Annotated in this window: 19 protein-coding genes; 9 read left to right on the top strand and 10 right to left on the bottom strand. The window is 71.7% G+C overall.

The genetic code is table 11. The features are described 5' to 3' along the window. Positions 1-4: 4 nt before the first annotated feature. Entirely contained in the window at positions 5-784 is a 780-nt protein-coding gene (locus Acy02nite_RS41330; RefSeq protein ID WP_203754280.1) for an ABC transporter permease, read from the bottom strand. Next, a complete protein-coding gene (locus tag Acy02nite_RS41335; protein WP_203754283.1) occupies positions 781-1,719 on the bottom strand; it encodes an ABC transporter ATP-binding protein in 939 nt (312 codons plus the stop codon). The genes Acy02nite_RS41330 and Acy02nite_RS41335 overlap by 4 nt, the downstream gene beginning before the upstream one ends. A 173-nt stretch (positions 1,720-1,892) precedes the next feature. On the opposite strand from Acy02nite_RS41335, the gene Acy02nite_RS41340 reads away from it, so the two are divergent. After that, positions 1,893-2,411, top strand: a complete 519-nt coding sequence (locus tag Acy02nite_RS41340; RefSeq protein ID WP_203754286.1) for a 2'-5' RNA ligase family protein — start codon at positions 1,893-1,895, stop codon at positions 2,409-2,411. Here the strand turns inward: Acy02nite_RS41340 and Acy02nite_RS41345 are convergent. Next, entirely contained in the window at positions 2,408-3,115 is a 708-nt protein-coding gene (locus tag Acy02nite_RS41345; RefSeq protein ID WP_203754289.1) for a Clp protease N-terminal domain-containing protein, read from the bottom strand. The two genes, Acy02nite_RS41340 and Acy02nite_RS41345, sit on opposite strands and share 4 nt — an antisense overlap. Positions 3,116-3,200: 85 nt before the next feature. Here Acy02nite_RS41345 and Acy02nite_RS41350 point away from each other — a divergent pair, with 85 nt between their 5' ends. Continuing rightward, a complete protein-coding gene (locus Acy02nite_RS41350) occupies positions 3,201-3,593 on the top strand; it encodes a VOC family protein (protein WP_425548248.1) in 393 nt (130 codons plus the stop codon). On the opposite strand, the gene Acy02nite_RS41355 is transcribed toward Acy02nite_RS41350, so the two are convergent. Together Acy02nite_RS41355 and Acy02nite_RS41360 are read right to left on the bottom strand one after the other, a co-directional pair. Further along, on the bottom strand, positions 3,590-3,946 hold the full coding sequence (locus tag Acy02nite_RS41355) for a DUF6204 family protein (RefSeq protein ID WP_203754295.1): 357 nt from the start codon (positions 3,944-3,946) through the stop codon (positions 3,590-3,592). The genes Acy02nite_RS41350 and Acy02nite_RS41355 overlap by 4 nt on opposite strands. Before the next feature lie 66 nt (positions 3,947-4,012). Then, entirely contained in the window at positions 4,013-4,831 is an 819-nt protein-coding gene (locus Acy02nite_RS41360; protein ID WP_239175729.1) for an SDR family oxidoreductase, read from the bottom strand. A gap of 259 nt (positions 4,832-5,090) precedes the next feature. On the opposite strand from Acy02nite_RS41360, the gene Acy02nite_RS41365 reads away from it, so the two are divergent. Continuing rightward, a complete protein-coding gene (locus Acy02nite_RS41365; protein ID WP_203754299.1) occupies positions 5,091-5,552 on the top strand; it encodes a DUF8821 family protein in 462 nt (153 codons plus the stop codon). On the opposite strand, the gene Acy02nite_RS41370 is transcribed toward Acy02nite_RS41365, so the two are convergent. Continuing rightward, the gene (locus Acy02nite_RS41370; protein WP_203754346.1) at positions 5,536-6,372 is read right to left on the bottom strand and encodes a dihydrodipicolinate synthase family protein; all 837 of its coding nucleotides are present in this window, start codon (positions 6,370-6,372) and stop codon (positions 5,536-5,538) included. The two genes, Acy02nite_RS41365 and Acy02nite_RS41370, sit on opposite strands and share 17 nt — an antisense overlap. Positions 6,373-6,442: 70 nt before the next feature. Here Acy02nite_RS41370 and Acy02nite_RS41375 point away from each other — a divergent pair, with 70 nt between their 5' ends. Further along, entirely contained in the window at positions 6,443-7,306 is an 864-nt protein-coding gene (locus Acy02nite_RS41375; RefSeq protein ID WP_203754301.1) for a LysR family transcriptional regulator, read from the top strand. Here Acy02nite_RS41375 and Acy02nite_RS41380 read toward each other — a convergent pair. After that, positions 7,303-7,791, bottom strand: coding sequence for a MarR family winged helix-turn-helix transcriptional regulator (locus tag Acy02nite_RS41380; protein ID WP_203754302.1), 489 nt, complete (start codon positions 7,789-7,791; stop codon positions 7,303-7,305). The genes Acy02nite_RS41375 and Acy02nite_RS41380 overlap by 4 nt on opposite strands. 63 nt (positions 7,792-7,854) lie before the next feature. Between Acy02nite_RS41380 and Acy02nite_RS41385 the strand changes: the two genes are divergently transcribed. After that, positions 7,855-8,622, top strand: a complete 768-nt coding sequence (locus tag Acy02nite_RS41385) for a hypothetical protein (protein WP_203754304.1) — start codon at positions 7,855-7,857, stop codon at positions 8,620-8,622. On the opposite strand, the gene Acy02nite_RS41390 is transcribed toward Acy02nite_RS41385, so the two are convergent. Next, complete coding sequence (locus Acy02nite_RS41390; protein ID WP_425548247.1) at positions 8,603-9,358, bottom strand: methyltransferase domain-containing protein; 756 nt, start codon at positions 9,356-9,358, stop codon at positions 8,603-8,605. The two genes, Acy02nite_RS41385 and Acy02nite_RS41390, sit on opposite strands and share 20 nt — an antisense overlap. Before the next feature lie 57 nt (positions 9,359-9,415). Here Acy02nite_RS41390 and Acy02nite_RS41395 point away from each other — a divergent pair, with 57 nt between their 5' ends. The 3 genes from Acy02nite_RS41395 to Acy02nite_RS41405 all read left to right on the top strand — a co-directional run bounded on the left by Acy02nite_RS41395 (position 9,416) and on the right by Acy02nite_RS41405 (position 13,117). Then, on the top strand, positions 9,416-10,360 hold the full coding sequence (locus Acy02nite_RS41395; protein WP_203754309.1) for a DUF2332 domain-containing protein: 945 nt from the start codon (positions 9,416-9,418) through the stop codon (positions 10,358-10,360). An 84-nt stretch (positions 10,361-10,444) separates the two neighbouring features. Further along, positions 10,445-11,935 (top strand): M1 family metallopeptidase, encoded by a 1,491-nt coding sequence (locus Acy02nite_RS41400; RefSeq protein WP_203754323.1) that lies wholly within the window; start codon positions 10,445-10,447, stop codon positions 11,933-11,935. A 168-nt stretch (positions 11,936-12,103) separates the two neighbouring features. After that, entirely contained in the window at positions 12,104-13,117 is a 1,014-nt protein-coding gene (locus tag Acy02nite_RS41405; protein ID WP_203754325.1) for a hypothetical protein, read from the top strand. A 277-nt stretch (positions 13,118-13,394) separates the two neighbouring features. Here the strand turns inward: Acy02nite_RS41405 and Acy02nite_RS41410 are convergent, their stop codons facing one another. Together Acy02nite_RS41410 and Acy02nite_RS41415 are read right to left on the bottom strand one after the other, a co-directional pair. Next, entirely contained in the window at positions 13,395-14,192 is a 798-nt protein-coding gene (locus Acy02nite_RS41410) for a thioesterase family protein (RefSeq protein WP_203754327.1), read from the bottom strand. Between the two features lie 87 nt (positions 14,193-14,279). Further along, positions 14,280-15,248 carry a helix-turn-helix transcriptional regulator gene (locus Acy02nite_RS41415; protein ID WP_203754329.1) on the bottom strand — a complete coding sequence of 323 codons (969 nt, stop codon included), beginning with the start codon at positions 15,246-15,248 and terminating at the stop codon, positions 14,280-14,282. Positions 15,249-15,379: 131 nt separating this feature from the next. Here Acy02nite_RS41415 and Acy02nite_RS41420 point away from each other — a divergent pair, with 131 nt between their 5' ends. Continuing rightward, entirely contained in the window at positions 15,380-15,841 is a 462-nt protein-coding gene (locus tag Acy02nite_RS41420; RefSeq protein WP_203754331.1) for a VOC family protein, read from the top strand. Positions 15,842-16,045 lie beyond the last annotated feature (204 nt).

A 16,045-nucleotide genomic window follows, 5' to 3' on the forward strand; every position in this document is an offset into this window, starting at 1 on the left:
GGGCTCAGACGCGGGCGGTGTCGCGGCGGAACCGCCACATCGCGCCGAACGCGAACACCAGGGTCCAGACGACCACGTTGAGCACGGCCTGCCACAGGTGCCCGGACTGGGTCACCGGGTAGCGGGCGAGCTCTCCCACGCCGTACACCGGAGTGAATTTCGCGATCGTGGCGAAGGTGTGCCCGAGCGTGTCGAGCGGCACGAACAGGCCGCCGGCGAAGGACAGGATTCCCAGGGCCGGGCCGAGGATCTGCATCACGTTCTCGCTCGGCAGCAGGTAGCCCATGAACAGGCCGAACGCGGCGAACACCAGGGCGCACACCCAGGCGAGCACGGCGCAGGCGATCCACTCGCCGACCGGCAGGTCCGCGCCGAAGAACGCGCCGACGACGTTGACGACCACCACCGACACCAAACCGATGATCATCGCGAGGGTGAGCTTGATCGCGACGTACGCGGCCGGTTTGAGCGGGGTCAGCCGCAGTTGCCGGCTCCACCCGGCGGCCCGCTCGATCGACACCATCGCCCCGCCCGAGGTGGTGGCCAGCATCGCGCCGTAGACGGCCATGCTGATCAGCACGTACGCGGTGGCGTTGCCGTCGCCGATCCGTTCGGTGCGGTAGTCGCCGCTGGTGCCGAAGATCAGGAAGAACGCGGGCGGCATGACGATGCTGAAGATGACGGTCCGTTTGTTGCGGACCAGCCGGCGCAGTTCCAGGGCGATCATGCCGAGGGTGAAACCGCCGAACTTCGGCAGGCGGCGCTCGATCGTGGTGGCGGTCATGCCGGGGTCTCCTCGTCGGCGGTCAGCGTCAGGAACGCGTCCTCCAGGTTCCGGGAGGTGATCTCCAGGTCCCGGGCGTCGGTCTGGTTCAGCAGGTAGCGGGCGATCGCGTCGGTGTCACGCCCGTGCAGGTAGAGGCTGTCGCCGCGGATCTCGGAGGTCTCCACGCCGGGGATCGCCGTCAGGTCGAGGCGCTCCGGGTCGGGCAGGGTCGCCCGGACCGTGCGGCCGGCGGCCAGGGCCTTGACCTCGCTGGCGGTGCCGTCGGCGACGATCGAACCGCGCCGCACCAGCACCACCCGGTCGGCGTAGGCGTCGGCCTCCTCCAGGTAGTGCGTGGCGAAGATGACCGTGCGGCCACGCTCGGCGTCCTCGCGGATCGCGTCCCAGAACTCGCGGCGGCCACCGACGTCCATGCCGGTCGTCGGCTCGTCCAGGATCAGCAGTTCCGGGTCCGGCAGCAACGCCATCGCGAACCGCAGCCGCTGCTGCTGCCCGCCCGAGCACTTGCCGACCAGCCGGTCGGCGATGTCGGCGATCCCGGCCCGCTTCAACGCGACCCCGACCGCCGCGCGGGGCTTGCCGAACAGCACGGCGGTCAGCCGCACCGTCTCCTCGACCGTGTAGTCCTTGAGCAGGCCGCCGGTCTGCATGACCGCCGACACCAGGCCGAGCGCGACCGCCTCCTGCGGTGCGCGGCCGTAGACCTGCACGGTTCCGGAGGTGGGCTGCGAGAGCCCGAGCAGCATGTCGACAGTGGTCGTCTTGCCGGCGCCGTTGGGCCCCAGCAGGGCTACCACCTCCCCGGGGCGGATGCGCAGGTCGATCCCGTTCACGGCGGTGACCGTGCCGAATCGTTTGACCACGCCATCCAGGTTCACGGCCTGCTGCCCCGTACCGGCGGCCGCGAGATCGGTTGCAGCGGTGAGCGTCATGAGAGCAATTCTTGTTTCCCGTACGTCGTGACGCCCCCGCTATGCGTCACGGCTCGCCCATGACATCCGTCAGCGGTGCCGGCACCCCCGCCGCGGCTGACGTCCGCCGATTCGTCAGCGGGTTGCCGGCCGATGTGCTTTGCCCGGTGGCGTGCGTCGCGCACACTGCGCGGATGGAACCGACGCAGAGCGCCCTGATCGTGCCGATTCCGGAAGCCGAGCCGGTCGTGGCCGAGCTGCGCTCGCGCCTGGACCGTTCGGCATCCTGGGGGGTGCCCGCGCACATCACGGTGATCTTCCCGTTCCTGCCGCCGGAGCAGCTCACGCCGCAGGTCCTGGCCGCGGTCCGGCTGATCGCCGCGGGGGTGCCACGCTTCTTCCTGAGTCTGGACCGGGTGGGCTGGTTCGGCCAGAAGGTGCTGTGGCTGTCGCCGAACCCGGCCGAGCCGTTCCGTGAACTGACCAATCGGTTCGCGGCCCGGTTCCCGGCGGCGCAGCCGTACGGCGGGGAGTTCACCGACGTCATCCCGCACCTGACCGTCGGGCACGACGTGCCCGGGCTGACCGAGGCGGCCGCCGAGGTGGAGGCGAGACTGCCGGTCCGGGCGCGGGTCACGTCCCTGCGGCTGATCACGGGACGGCCCGAGCCCGGCGACTCGTGGCACCCGCTGGCCGACTTCCCGCTCGGCTAGCCCCGGGTCTCGTCGGGGCCGTCGGACACGGTCTGCTCGACGGCGGCCTTGCGGACACCGAGCCCGTGCAGGACACCGCCCTCGGGCTCCTCCTCTTCGAGCAGGGCGAGCAGCACGTGACCGGTGCCGATGTCCTCCTGCGCGAGCCGCAACGCCTCCCGGAACGTCAACTCCAGGGCCTTGCGGGAGCGGGCGTCATAGGGAATCAGCGCCGGCACGTCCGTGCCGCCCTCGGGCAGGGCGGCGACCAGGCGCTCGGTGACCGCCTCGACGCTCAGGCCCTGCGCGAGGAGCGCCTTCACGGCCAGGCCCGCGGGCTGCTGCAGCAGGCCCAGCACCAGGTGCGCCGGGGTGATCTCGGTGTTGCCGTGCTGCTTGGCCAGGTTCATCGACGCGACGATCGCCGCGCGGGCCTGGTCGGAGAACCGGTTGAAGCCCTGCGACGGGTCCAGTTTCTCCTTTGGCACGAACCGTTTCTGGGCGGCCTGTTTGGACACGCCCATGCTGCGGCCGATCTCGGTCCACGACGCGCCGGACCGGCGGGCCTGGTCGACGAAGTGACCGATCAGGTGGTCGGCCAGCTCCCCCAGATGATCGCCGAGCAGGACCGCGTCGGAGAGCCGCTCCAAGGGGGCGTCGGGGCGGTTCTTGGTGATCGCAGTGATGAGGTCGTCAAGTCGTACCGGCGGATTCAGCTCTGTCATGTGGTCAACCATAGGTTGACGATGCGTTTGCCGTCAACCTGGAGTTGACGATGCGGGTCACGGCGCGGGCGGTCGGTCCGGCATGATGGGCGCCATGACGCACAACCCGATCCGGCACATCACCATCGATGCCCACGACCCGCTCAAGATCGCGCAGTTCTGGGCGCAGGTCACCGGCTACCTCCTGGACGAGGAGTCCGACAGCGAGGAGGCGCTGCTCGCCTCGCCGTTCCCGCAGGCGCCGGGTCTGCTGTTCATCGCGGTGCCCGAGGGCAAGACCGTCAAGAACCGGCTGCACCTGGACATCGAACCGCCCACCGGCACCCGCGACGAGTTCGTCGAGACGATGCTGGCGAGCGGCGCGACCATCCACGAGGACCACCGCAAACCCGACGGCAAGGGCTGGGTCACCATGCGCGACCCGGAGGGCAACGAGTTCTGTGTGGAACGCAGCGCCGCCGAACGCACCGACGACTAGGACGACTTGGCGGCTTCGCGCCGGCCGCGCTTGCCCAGCGGCACCTCGGACATGTCGACGGTCTGCGAGGTGATCTTCTTGTAGCCGTAGCCGCGATCCTCCAGCCACGCCACGGCCTTCATCTCGGCACGGATCGCGGCCTGCGGGATCTCCTTCTCGTCGGTGACCTGCTCGGCGAAACGGAACGTGAAGAACGGGCGGGCCGCGAGGTCGTACGTCAGGTGACCCTGCTCGGTGTACGCCACGGTCAGCAGGTCGTCACCGCCGTTCGCGATCAGCTCGGCCTTCTGCTCGTCGGTCAGGTTGTCGAAGGACCCACGGACGGTCACGCGGATCGTGCGGCTCTCACTCATCCGGCCAGTATCTGGGTGCGGCCCGATCAGCGACACCCGATTACCACGAGCACGACGCCGGCGGGATCATCCGGCCAGGAACTCGTGGGCGCCGCGCAGCCGGGTGTGCAGCAGCTTCCCGGCGCGGCCGATGGCCAGGCGCACGTCGGCGGGACGCCGCAGGCCCAGCGCGGCCAGCGACGTGGCCGGGATCTTCGCCGGGTCCAGACCGTCGCGGCGTGCGACCAGCACCCCCAGGTCGTAGCGGCTGACCGCCTCCGGGCCGGCCACGTTGAGCACCCCGGCGTGGTCGCCGCCGGCCAGCTCCAGCAGCGCGCCGGCCAGGTCGTCGACGTGCACCGGGGTGCGGATCTCGTCGGTGAACAGGGCGCCCGTGGCCCGGCCCGCGATCAGGTCCCGGGTGAGAACCTCGTGGGCGCCGGCGCCGTCACCGAGGATCAGCGACGTGCGCACCACCGCGGCGCGCGGGTCGATCGCCCGGACCGCGGTCTCGGCGGCGGCCTTCGCGGCGCCGTACCGGTAGACCGGGTCCGGCAGCGCCGACTCGTCGTAGTGCACCTCACGCCCGGAGAAGATCGCGTCGCTGGAGACGTGCACCAGGCGGATCCCGCGGGCGGCCACCGCCACGTGCGCGGCACCGTCCGCGGTGGCCGGCCAGTCGTCGCGGTCCCGGCCCGACGCGGTGTGCACGATCGCGTCCGGTGCGACCTCGGCGATCACCCGTCGTACGTCGCCGGGGTCGCGGAGGTCCATGCGCACGTCCGCGGTCGGCGCCGGGGCGGCCACATAGGTCCCGATCGGCTCCCATCCGGCGGCCGCGGCCCGGGCGAACACCCGCCGCCCCAGATACCCGCTGCCCCCAGTGATCAACACCCGTCTCGTCACAGCCCGCAGCCTATCGAGGCCCCCCTGCACGGCGAGCCTCGCGCGGGCTTTCCGGCTGGTCCTCATGGGCGTTATCCGGGCCGGATAACGCCCATGAGGACCAGCCGGGTGCGGGAGTCGCGGGGCGGCCGGGAGTGGGCCGGGGCGTCGCGCACGGTTGCCGGGCGGTCGGGATGAGCATGTCCCGTCCTCCCGGTCGCCGGACCGGGAGCACACTAGCCTGGTGAGCGACCCGTGCCGAGGCAGGAAGGGACCGCTGATGTCCTACGTCGTGGACTTCACCATCGTGTCGAGCACCGGGCTGGAGTCGTCACCGGTCGCCGAGGCGCTCGCCGGGCTGCGCGCGAACGAGGCCCGGTACTTCAAGAACAAGTACGACCACGTGTTCACCGTCGAACCCGCGAGCGAGGCCACGGCGACCGTCGACTGGGTGCACGGCATCCTCGCCGACGAGCGCGGCCTGAGCATCGCGTCCCGCCCGCTGGAGGCGACCGCGTTCCAGGTGCAGAACATCAGGATGGCGTACGTGTTCTACGAGAACGGACTGTCGATCAACGTCATGTACACGATCGAGGAGGGCGGCAAACGCGCTGTCGGTTTCAAGCTCGCCGACGGCATGGAGGTCCCGGAGGAGCTGAGCGGCTTCAAGTTCGCCCGCCAGAAGTCGAAGCTGGCCGGCACCATCCGCGGCTCCTACTTCGTCATCAAGAAGGAGCACTGACAAGCCCTGCCGCGAGGGCGTCGCGCAGGGCGGTTTGCGAGGCGGGGAGCAGCGGAAGCCGTACGGCAGGGGTGGGGATGCGGCCCTGCGCGTGCAGGACCGCCTTGATCACCGCGGGGTTCGGCTCGGCGAACAGGGCCGCCGACAGCGGCGTCAACTCGTGGGTCAGCGTGCGGGCCGTCACCACGTCGCCGGCGCGCCAGGCGTCGGACAGGGCGACGAAACGGTCCGTGGCGACGTGCGCCGAGGCGAGGATCCCGCCGGCCGCGCCCAGCGCGAGCAGCGGGGACAGGAACGTGTCGTCGCCGGAGAGGACCGCGAAGCCCGGCGGCGGGTCGGCCAGCAGCGCGACCACATCCGCGTCCAGGGCGCCGGTCGCATACTTGATCCCGGCCACCCGGTCGAGCGCGCCGATGCGCCGCAGCGTTGCCGCGTCGAGGGACTGACCGGTCCGCGCCGGCACGTGGTAGACGATCAGCGGGACCGGACTGGTCCGCGCCAGGGCGGTGAAGTGCGCCACCACCCCCTCCGGGCCGGGCCGCACGAACGGCGGGACCAGGCTCAACGCGGCAACCGCCGACGGATGATCAGCGATCAGTGGCGCCGACCGCTGCTGGCAGACCCGCGCGAGCACCTCCACCACCCCGGCGCGCTCCCGCTCGGTGAGCGACGACGGCTCACCGGTGGTGCCGAGCGCGACGAGCCCGCTCGCGCCCGCGTCCAGCAGGTCACGAGCCAGATTTCCCAGTACGGAGCAGGCCACCGCGCCGGAGGAGTCGAACGGGGTGATCATCGGAACGAAGATGCCGGTCAGATCCATGTCACCAGCGTCGACCACGGCGAGCATCAGGTCCAGTTCACCTTCCTGAACGGTTCCGTAAGCTGAACTGATGCTCGACGTCCGCAAACTCAGCCTGCTCTGCGACCTGGAACGGCTCGGCACGATCGCCGCTGTCGCGCAGGCCCGCACGTACACGCCGAGCGCCGTCTCTCAGCAACTGTCCGCCCTGGAACGTGAGACCGGCCTGGCGCTGCTCGAACGCACCGGCCGCCGGGTCACGTTCACCCCCGCCGGGCGCGTCCTGGCCCGGCACGCCGCGACCGTGCTCGCCGCCCTGGAGGAGACCGGCGCCGCCCTGGCCGCCCTGCGCACGGGACCGGCCGGTCCGCTGCGGATCGGCGCGTTCCCGACCGCCGTACGGACGCTGCTGCCGCCGGCGCTGGTCGCGCTCGGCCGGGAGCATCCGGCGCTGGAGCTGATGGTGACCGAGGTGGATCCCGCCGACGCCCCGGCCGCGCTGCGGGAACGGCGCCTGGACGTGGCGCTGCTCACCGACTACGACGTCGCGCCGGGCGACGTGGACCCCGACCTGGACTCGGTGCCGCTGCTCGACGAGACGGTCTTCCTCGCCGTGCCGGCCGCCGGCGACTGCGCCACCCTGGGCGACGCCCGCGACCAGCCGTGGATCCTGGCGAGCGAGGGCACCCAGTGTCACGAGGCGACGCTGCGGGCCTGCGCCGCGCACGGCTACACCCCGCGGGTGCGGCACCGCGCCGACGACTTCGCGACCGTGCTCGCCCTGGTCGGCGCCGGTCAGGGCGTGTCCTTGGTGCCCGGGCTCGCCGCCGGGCAGGCCACCGGCGTGCGACTGGTCGCGCTGAGCCTGCGCCGGCGCACCCGGATCGCGTACCGCAAAGGCGCCGCAGGCCATCCCTCGGTCGCCGCCCTCGTCGCCACCCTGACCGGCGGCTAACCGCCGGCACGCAGGACCAGCCGGCGCAGCAGCGCGGCCAACTGCTCCCGCTCGGCGGGCGTGAGCAGCGCCAGCAGCGACTCCTCGGCGTCGGTCTCCATGCCGGTGTGCCGCTCCCACGCCGCCAGTCCCGCCGCGGTCAGCCGCACCCGGACGCGCCGCCGATCACCGTCCGCGCCGGCCCGCGTGATCAGCCCGGTCTCCTCCAGGGGCCGCAACCGGGCGGAGAGCGCGCCGCGGGAAAGGCCCAGCCGATCCGCCAATTGCGACGGGCTCTGCTCGTACGGCATCCCGGCGCGCCGCAACATCAGCAGCACCTTGTACTGCCAGTGCAGCAGCCCGCCGGCGCCCAGCGCGGCCCGCCGCGACCCGGCCAGGTGACGGCCGAGCAGCATCAGCCGCCCGATGATCGCCTCCCGGGTCGGGTCGAACCCGTCGAGCTGCCCCGCCCATAGGTCCACATGGTCATCGATGGTGTCGCGCATCGCCGTACCCTTCGAAAGTAGTTTCCTTGTGGATAGTTTTTCGGATAACTACCGTCGCCGAGCATGACCGATCTCGACGAGATTCACGCGGTGGCCCGCGAACTGGCCTGGGCCGGGCGCTGGCGGCGGGCACTGTCCCTGCTGGACACGACCGACGGCGGATTCCAGACCGCGGTGACCGCGGCGGAGGTCGCCCTGGAGTCCGACGTGTTCTGCGGAACCGAGCTGGCAGCCGGGCGCCTGGCCGCCGCGGCCCGGCTCGGCACGAGCTGGGATCTGGACTTCCTGCACTTGCGGCAGAACTACTTCAGCCTGCTGCAGATCGACGGGACCTGGACGCCCGGCCCCGGCGGCAAGGACCCGGCCGCGCTGGAGGAGCTGCGGAGCAGGGCGGAACGAATGGCCGAGCGGGCGCCCGACCCGGTGCGGCACGGCTGGGCGCGGCACTACCAGGGGCTCACCGCGGACAACCTGCTCGGACGCCCGGAGCTCGCGCCACCGCACTACCAGGCGGCCCTGGCGGCCGGGGAGGACACCGATCCGCGGCTGGAGCGCGAAGCGCTGCGACATCTCGGCGGCCACGACCGGGACAACGGCGACCTGGCGGCGGCCTACCAGAAGTGGGCGCGGGCCACGGCGCTGAGCGCGCAGGCCGGTCTCGTGCCCGGGCTGCTCACTCAGCTGATCCTGCTCGCGGTGCTGGCCCGGGACGAGGGCGACGAGGCCGGCGCGGCGATGCTCGCCCGGGAGATCGCGCGGGCGGCCGAGGCGATCGGCGCGCACCGGCCGTACGCGCAAGCCAGGTCCTTTCTCAGCGACGTGCCTCGATGAGGAAGCGGCGGGAGTGTGCCACGAACGGGCCGTCCCGCTCGATCAGCTCGTGCAGGTCGTGCAGCCGGCCGCGGTAGGCGTCCACGGTGAAGCCGGGCACCGTCCAGATGACCTTGCGCAGGAACACGATGACGGCGGCGACGTCGAAGAACTCGACCCGCAGCCACTCGTCGCGCAGGTCCACGACGTCCAGCCCGGCGGCCTTCGCCTGCTGCTGATGCCACCCCGGCTCACGTGCCGTGCCGGGCGGCTGCGGGCCCATCAGGAACTCGTACAGCTCACGCAGGGACCCCTGCCCGACCTGCTGCGACAGGTACGTGCCGCCGGGCGCGAGAACCCTCGCCACCTCGGTGTAGTCGGTCGTCACCGGATGCCGGCTCACCACCAGGTCGAACGATCCGTCACCGAACGGCAGCGGATCACTCTCGGACACCGGCACCACGGTCCCGCCGAGCGGCTCCAGCCGCCGGCGGGCCACCGCGGCGTTCGGCGGCCAGCCCTCGGTCGCGACCAGCACCGCCGGCGTGCCGGTCGCGGCCGCCCCGGCGAGGACCTCACCGCCACCGGTCTGCAGGTCGAGGGTCCGGCCGGTACGCGTCATCCGGGCCCCGACCAGACGGGCGTACCCCCAGCTGGGCCGCTGCTCGGTGGCCCGGCCGGCGAACCAGGAGAAGTCCCAGCCCTCGACCGGCACGGACGCGCCCTCGGCGACCCGATCCTCGAAAGTGATCACCACCGCATCCTGGCGACCCGCGGGGCTGCACGCCACCCGATTTGTTGCGATCATGCGTCGGTGACCGTCGCCGATCAGTACCTGGACTTCGCGGCACGGGAGGCGCGCGGCGTCTCCCCCGCCTACGAGCGGCTCGCCTACCACGTCGCCTCGGACGCCGACCTGCTCGACCGGCTCGCCACGCTGCCCACGCCGAAACAGCAGCCGAACCTGCTGTTCGCCGTCGTCCGGCTGCTCGGCGGCCCGATCGGCGACCCTGCCGAGTTCCGCGCGTTCACGCTCGAGCGCTGGGACGACATCGCCGCGCAGATGCTGGCCCGGGCCACCCAGACCAACGAGGCCGGCCGCACCGCCGCGCTGCTGCCGGTCCTGGCGAGCCTGCCGCAGCCGCTCGCGCTGCTCGATGTCGGCGCGTCCGCCGGGCTGTGCCTGTTCCCCGACCGGTACGCCTACCGCTACGGCTCCCGCACGGTCGGCGCCGGCACCCCGCTGCTCGACTGCACTTCCAGAGGGTTCACCCCGCCGACCCGGCTGCCGCGCGTCGTCTGGCGCGCCGGGCTCGACCTCAACCCGCTCGACGTGACCGACCCCGGCGACGTCGCCTGGCTCGACGCGCTGATCTGGCCGGAGCACCAGCACCGGCGCGACCGGTTGCGCGCCGCGATCGAGGTGGCCCGCAAGGACCCGCCGCGCCTGGTCCGCGGCGACGCGGTGACCGACCTGCCGGCTCTGGCGGCGCAGGCCCCGGCAACCGCGACCCTGGTCGTCTACCACACGTCGATGCTGTACCAGCTGCCCGACCCGCAGGCGTTCCTCGACGTCGTGCGCGGGCTGCCCGGGCACTGGGTCGCCGTCGAGAGCCCGGCAGTGGTCAACGCCGGACGCGAGCTGCCGCCGCCCCCGTCGGCGGCGCTGCACAACGTGCTCACCCTCGACGGCGAACCCCTGGCCTGGGTCCGCGGACACGGCGAAGCACTGACCTGGTTCGGCAAAGACATTTACTGACGTAAACGCAGCTTTTCCCGAACGGGTCGAGAATCTTCGATAGGTTGGCGCGGTTAGCTCTTACCTATCGGAGGGAGTTCGACCGTGCGACGACTGCTCGTGGCCACCCTTGCCACAGCGTTGACGCTAGCCGGAACGGGAGTGGCCGCACAGGCCGCGCCCGCACCCGGAGCGCCGGGCATCGGCGACTCGTACTACCCGGACTACGGCAACGGCGGGTACGACGTCTCCCACTACGACATCCGCCTGCGCTACACCCCGGCCACCGACCGGCTCACCGGCACCACCACCATCCTGGCCACCGCCACGCAGGACCTGAGCCGGCTCAACCTGGACTTCGTCCTCGACACCTCCTCGGTGCTGGTCAACAACCGGCCCGCGACCTTCACCCGGCAGGGCGACCACGAGCTGGTCGTCACCCCGGCCCGCACCGTCGCCAAGGGCGGCGCGCTGACCATCGTCGTGCAGTACTCGGGCGTGCCGTCGTCGAAGGTCGCCGCCGGGTACACCGCCTGGATCCGCACCCCGGACGGCGCCGCCGCCGTCGGCGAACCGGAGATCGCCTGGTGGTGGTACCCGTCCAACGACCACCCGTCGGACAAGGCCACCTTCGACGTGTCGGTCTCCGTGCCGGACGGGGTCGAGGCGATCAGCAACGGCGTGCAGCCGCGCCCGCCGGTGCGTGAGACGCTCGGCTACACCCGGTGGAGCTGGCGGTCGCTGAAGCCGCAGGCCACGTACCTGACGTTCCTGACCGTGGGGCAGTACGACATCACCCAGGACACCACCAGCGACGGGTCGCCGGTCTACAACGCGTACTCCCAGTTGCTCCCGCAGGACTTCCGGGATGCCGCGCAGGCCAGCGTCGAACGTACCGCGGAGATCACCGACTGGGAGTCGACAGTCTTCGGGCCGTTCCCGTTCGAGGCCCGCGGCGGCGTCGTCACCCCGCCCGGCACGCTCGGGTTCGCGCTGGAGAACCAGACCCGCCCGAACTACTCCTCGGCGTTCTTCCGGCGCGGCTCGAACACGTACGTGGTCGCGCACGAGAACGCCCACCAGTGGTTCGGCGACTCGGTGTCGGTCCGCAACTGGCAGAACATCTGGCTCAACGAGGGCTTCGCCAGCTACGCCGAATGGCTGTGGTCGGAGAAGAACGACGAGGGCACCGCGCAGGAGATCTTCGACTACGTCTACTCGTCCTACCCGGACGACGCGGCGATCTGGACGACCGCGCCGGCCGACCCCGGCGTCGACGAGCTGTTCGGTGACGCCGTCTACGACCGTGGCGCGCTCACCCTGCACCAGCTGCGCCTCGCCGTCGGCGACGACGACTTCTTCGAGATCGTGCGCACCTGGACCGCCGAGCACAAGTACGGCAACGCGACCACCGAGGAGTTCACGGCGCTCGCCGAGAAGATCTCCGGCAAGGACCTGGACGCGCTGTTCCAGGCCTGGCTCTACACCCCGTCGAAGCCGGCCCTGCCCGGCGCCGCCCGCGCCCTGCGCGCCCCGTCCGCACCGAAGTCGTGGGCCGCGATCAGCGCAACGCACCAGCTGCTCAACGAGCACTGACCGATCCCGGTCACGCATGCCGCGGCGTTTCCTCCCGGACGCCGCGGCATTTCCCTTCCCGGTACGGCGTGAGCCGCCGGCCCACTTCACACCGTGCGCGACGCCGCGGACCCGCCACGTTGCGAGTGGTTGACCCGGTTTGTCGTACCGGTCGCCTAGGGTCTGGGCATGTTGTTCGTCCGGCGCTGGCGTGAGGAAACACCACTCGGCCACCAGGTGGTCGCCCGGCCCGGCGTCAGCGTGCTCGACTGGTTCCGGTCCGGCTGGGGCGTGGACGATCCCGAGTCATGGATCCAGGCGCAGCTCGGCTGCGACGTCTACGGCCTGGAGTCGATCTTCGAGCGGGTCCCGGAGCGGGAGCTGCCACTGCCGTCGACCATGGACGAGCTCCGCCTGCTGCTGGTCGAGCATCTGTGGGTCGAGTCCGACGACGATCCGCGGGTCGGCCCGCACTCGGTCCGGGTCCGCACCAACGACGACGAGACCGACCTGGCCTACTACTTCGTCGACGACGAAGCCGCCGACGACGAGCATTGGACGTTCTTGCGATCCGGCACCTGGCCGCTCCCCGCCGGCGCCGGCGACGCCGGATTCGACCACGACGTTCCGGTCCGCAGCGTGGCCCCGCTCGGCGACGACCCGGACACGGTGTTCTCGGTGCGGATCAGCTATCAGGACCACGGCGACGGAACGAACCTCGACGTCGACGGCGCTGTCGTCTTCCCGGGAGTCACCGTTGCGCAGCTCGGCGCCCGCCTGAGCGAGGTCACCGACGCCGTTGCGGCCGGGTGGCCGTTCGACGCGCAACTGCTGCGGGCGCTGGCCACCGGGGATGACATCGGTGTCGCACTGTCGCGGTTCGCGCGGATGCAGGGCTACGACCCGCCGGGCTGGCCCGACCGCAAGGACCTCACGGCCGGGCGCCGGACGGCGGCGCCGGCGGTGGACGCCGAGCCGCACGAGCGGACCCTGGTCCAACAGGATGCGCACATCATCCAGGTCGCCCGCTACATCGACGACTTCTGGGGCTTTGACCAGTGGTTCCTCTTCGACTCGCGCTGGGCCGCGGCGCATCCCGGGCCGGCCCGGTCACTGCTGCGGCTCGCCGCCGACTGGGATCCGCTCGCCTCACCACCCGCGCAAGCCGGCGAGGCGGCGGCGGACCACAGTCGAGCCGGGTGAGCCGGGCCGCCGGCACCGTCCTCACCGGGTACGGCCAGACTGCGCTTCGCGGCCTCGCCGTCGTTGTGCCCGGCCGGGCGGCTCGATGGAGCGAGGCGCTCGACCAGGTCGGTCATCTGCGGGCCGGCCAAACGGTGCCCCCAGAGACAGCCCTGCCGAGTGACCGCTATCGCCTCACCGATGAAGCTGATACCGATGGAGAGCTGGACGGGGCGTTCCGCCGGCCAGCGACGTGGTCCTAGTTCACTGTCGTACCCGAGACGCGAGGTGCGGAAAGCTAGGGCCGGACGGCGGCGAGCTGGGTGGCCTGGGCGACGAGAGCGCCTTTGGAGTCCCACAACAGGGCGGTCTCGTCCATCCGGCCGCTGGTTACCTCCGCCGACTCCATCGTCATCAGCAGCGGGCCCGGGGCGGGCAGGCGGCGGACGTACGCGGTGAGGGTGATCGTCGGCGCCCAGCCCTGGATGCCCAGGGTGAGGGAGATCGGCGGCGACGGGTCCAGGGCGACGAGCAGGCTCAGCGGATCCCAGTCGGCGCCGTCGGCCAGGCGCAGGTAGCCGCTGATCTGGCCAGTTGTCGACGGGTGACCCATGGCGAACGTGAGCGAGGTCGGGTCGAGACGGTGCTCGACGACGTCCAGAAGGTGCACCGGGAACGTCGCGCCGGGCGGCTCGGACGGGAGCAGGAAGCACTCGTCCTCGGCCGGAACGGTCGGGGTCGGCAGACCGGACCACCACGGGGCGGCATCGTCCAGGGTGCTCTGGGTGACCAGGGACTCCGCGCACGGCTCGCCGTCCTGGGTCAGGCGCGCACGATACTGCGCCGAGCCGCGGCCGGCGCGCAGCAGCTCGACGCCGACGGTCGCGCTGCCGGGGGGCGGCGGGCGCAGGAACGTGGTGGTCATCGCGATCGGGTGCGGGTGTGCGGGGCCGGCGGTGGCCGTGACCGCGCGGGCGATCACGGCCATCAGGTAGCCGCCGTGCAGCTTGTCGCCGACGCCCCACTGCGGGTCCAGGTCGGCGGTCCAGCCGTCGGCGCCGGGGTGGACGGCGGTCGCCTCCGAAAAGCTTCGCATGCGAACATCCTAGGTGGTACGTCCGGCAGGTCGTCTCCGGATCTCCACGCCGCCGGCCGGAGAGCAAGCCCGGCGCGCGCCAAGTTCTTACCGCCGGGACGCCTCGGCGAATCGGCGGGCGAGATGCGCGAAGGCTTCGGTGAGTTCGCCCGGACCGACGACGTCGAAGTCAGCGTCGTAGCGGGCGACGGCGGCGGCAAGGCCGATCCAGGACCAGGATCCGAGGGTGAGCCGGCAGCGATCGGCGGTGAGCTGCTCGACGACGCCGTCGCGGGTGTAGCGGGCCACGGTGGCGGCCGGCAGGTCGAGCAGCACCGTGCCCTGGCACGGCCAGTCCCCCGAAGCCTGCCCGGAACCACGGAAGACACCGATGACGTACGCGGCGACGTCTCCGCCGGGCAGCGCACGAGCGGTGAAGCGCGGCCCGTTCGGAGTGCGCAGGCTCATCCGGTCGACACGGAAGGTACGCCAGTCGTCGCGGTCGAGGTCCCACGCGACGAGATACCAGCGGCCGTCCCAGGTGATCACGTGGTGTGGCTCGGTGCGGCGCGGCGGCTTCGTGCTGTCGTCGCCGTAGTCGAAGCGCAGGATCTCGCGGGCGCGTACGGCGGCGCTGATGGTCAGGAGCACGGTGGCGTCGACCGGTTCGGCCGGCCGGGTGGCGGGCCGCTCGACCGCGGTGACGTCGAGAGCGGTGACGCGGTGCCGCAGCCGGGAGGGCAGCACCTGGCGGACGGTGTTCAGCGCCCGTTCGGCGGCCTCGCCCAGGCCACTGCCGAGACTGGTAGCGGCGATCTGCAGAGCGACAGTGAGAGCGACGGCCTGATCGTCGTCGAACAGCAGCGGAGGCAGTTCGGTGCCCGCGCCGAGCCGGTAACCGCCGTCGGGGCCTTTGACCGCGGCGATGGGATAGCCGAGCTCGCGCAGCCGGTCGACGTCGCGGCGCACCGTGCGCAGGCTGATGTCCAGGCGTTCGGCCAGCACGGTGCCGGACCAGTCGCGGCGGGTCTGCAGCAACGACAGCAGGGCGAGCAGTCGCGCGGAAGTCTTCGGCATGAGACCGATTCTGCCCGGAGTAGGTGCCACTCCCTGTCACCTACTGCTGCGAGTCTTGCACTCGAGCCGGCCGCTCACCTGAGGGTCGACCAGCCCGTCACGCCCGCGAACCATCATCCGAGGAGTCCCCCATGGCCATCACCACCACCCCGCACCTCAACTTCCGCGGCGACGCCCGGGCCGCGCTGGAGTTCTACCAGTCGGTGTTCGGCGGCCACCTCACCGTCGTCGCGTACGGCGACTTCGGCATGCCCAAGGACCTGCCCGACGCCGACAAGGTGGTCTTCGGCCAGGTCACGGCCGACAACGGGTTCAGCATCATGGCCTACGACGTGCCCAGCCAGGCACCTGTCGCCGCACCGGCCGCGGCCACCACCCGCGAGCACGGCATGACCCTGACCGGCGAACGGTTCTTCGTCTCCGTGCGCGGCGAGACCGCCGAGGAGGTCAGCGCGCTGTGGGACAAGCTCGCCGACGGCGCCGAGATCATCGAGAAGTTCGGCCCCTCGCCGTGGGCGCCGGGCTTCGGGATGCTGACCGACCGCTTCGGCGTCACCTGGATCCTCGACGTCGCCGTGGCCTACGCCGGCTGACCGGCCACACCCCTGAGGTTCCGGGGTGGCCGCGCCCGGCCACCCCGGACCGTACCCCTCGGCCGGCGCTGGTAGCCCGTTCGTCAGCCCTCGCGCGGAAGGCGCAGCACTCGGCAACCTCCTGGGATGTGGGTGCGAATCCGCTGGTGCGATCGGCGAGAGCGTGGCTACCGGAATGCGGGCCAGTGCTCCGGCCTTCAGGCT

It is taken from the genome of Actinoplanes cyaneus, from assembly GCF_016862095.1.
GTDB classification, from domain to species: domain Bacteria; phylum Actinomycetota; class Actinomycetes; order Mycobacteriales; family Micromonosporaceae; genus Actinoplanes; species Actinoplanes cyaneus.

Excerpts from the sequence above, each read along its gene's own strand:
- Acy02nite_RS41340 (WP_203754286.1), top strand. The coding sequence starts at position 1,893 with ATGGAACCGACGCAGAGCGCCCTGATCGTGCCGATTCCGGAAGCCGAG.
- Acy02nite_RS41380 (WP_203754302.1), bottom strand. The coding sequence starts at position 7,791 with ATGCGCGACACCATCGATGACCATGTGGACCTATGGGCGGGGCAGCTC.
- Acy02nite_RS41335 (WP_203754283.1), bottom strand. The coding sequence starts at position 1,719 with ATGACGCTCACCGCTGCAACCGATCTCGCGGCCGCCGGTACGGGGCAG.
- Acy02nite_RS41385 (WP_203754304.1), top strand. The coding sequence starts at position 7,855 with ATGACCGATCTCGACGAGATTCACGCGGTGGCCCGCGAACTGGCCTGG.
- Acy02nite_RS41330 (WP_203754280.1), bottom strand. The coding sequence starts at position 784 with ATGACCGCCACCACGATCGAGCGCCGCCTGCCGAAGTTCGGCGGTTTC.
- Acy02nite_RS41415 (WP_203754329.1), bottom strand. The coding sequence starts at position 15,248 with ATGCCGAAGACTTCCGCGCGACTGCTCGCCCTGCTGTCGTTGCTGCAG.
- Acy02nite_RS41410 (WP_203754327.1), bottom strand. The coding sequence starts at position 14,192 with ATGCGAAGCTTTTCGGAGGCGACCGCCGTCCACCCCGGCGCCGACGGC.
- Acy02nite_RS41405 (WP_203754325.1), top strand. The coding sequence starts at position 12,104 with ATGTTGTTCGTCCGGCGCTGGCGTGAGGAAACACCACTCGGCCACCAG.
- Acy02nite_RS41365 (WP_203754299.1), top strand. The coding sequence starts at position 5,091 with ATGTCCTACGTCGTGGACTTCACCATCGTGTCGAGCACCGGGCTGGAG.
- Acy02nite_RS41345 (WP_203754289.1), bottom strand. The coding sequence starts at position 3,115 with ATGACAGAGCTGAATCCGCCGGTACGACTTGACGACCTCATCACTGCG.
- Acy02nite_RS41350 (WP_425548248.1), top strand. The coding sequence starts at position 3,201 with ATGGGCGCCATGACGCACAACCCGATCCGGCACATCACCATCGATGCC.
- Acy02nite_RS41375 (WP_203754301.1), top strand. The coding sequence starts at position 6,443 with ATGCTCGACGTCCGCAAACTCAGCCTGCTCTGCGACCTGGAACGGCTC.
- Acy02nite_RS41355 (WP_203754295.1), bottom strand. The coding sequence starts at position 3,946 with ATGAGTGAGAGCCGCACGATCCGCGTGACCGTCCGTGGGTCCTTCGAC.
- Acy02nite_RS41370 (WP_203754346.1), bottom strand. The coding sequence starts at position 6,372 with ATGGATCTGACCGGCATCTTCGTTCCGATGATCACCCCGTTCGACTCC.
- Acy02nite_RS41420 (WP_203754331.1), top strand. The coding sequence starts at position 15,380 with ATGGCCATCACCACCACCCCGCACCTCAACTTCCGCGGCGACGCCCGG.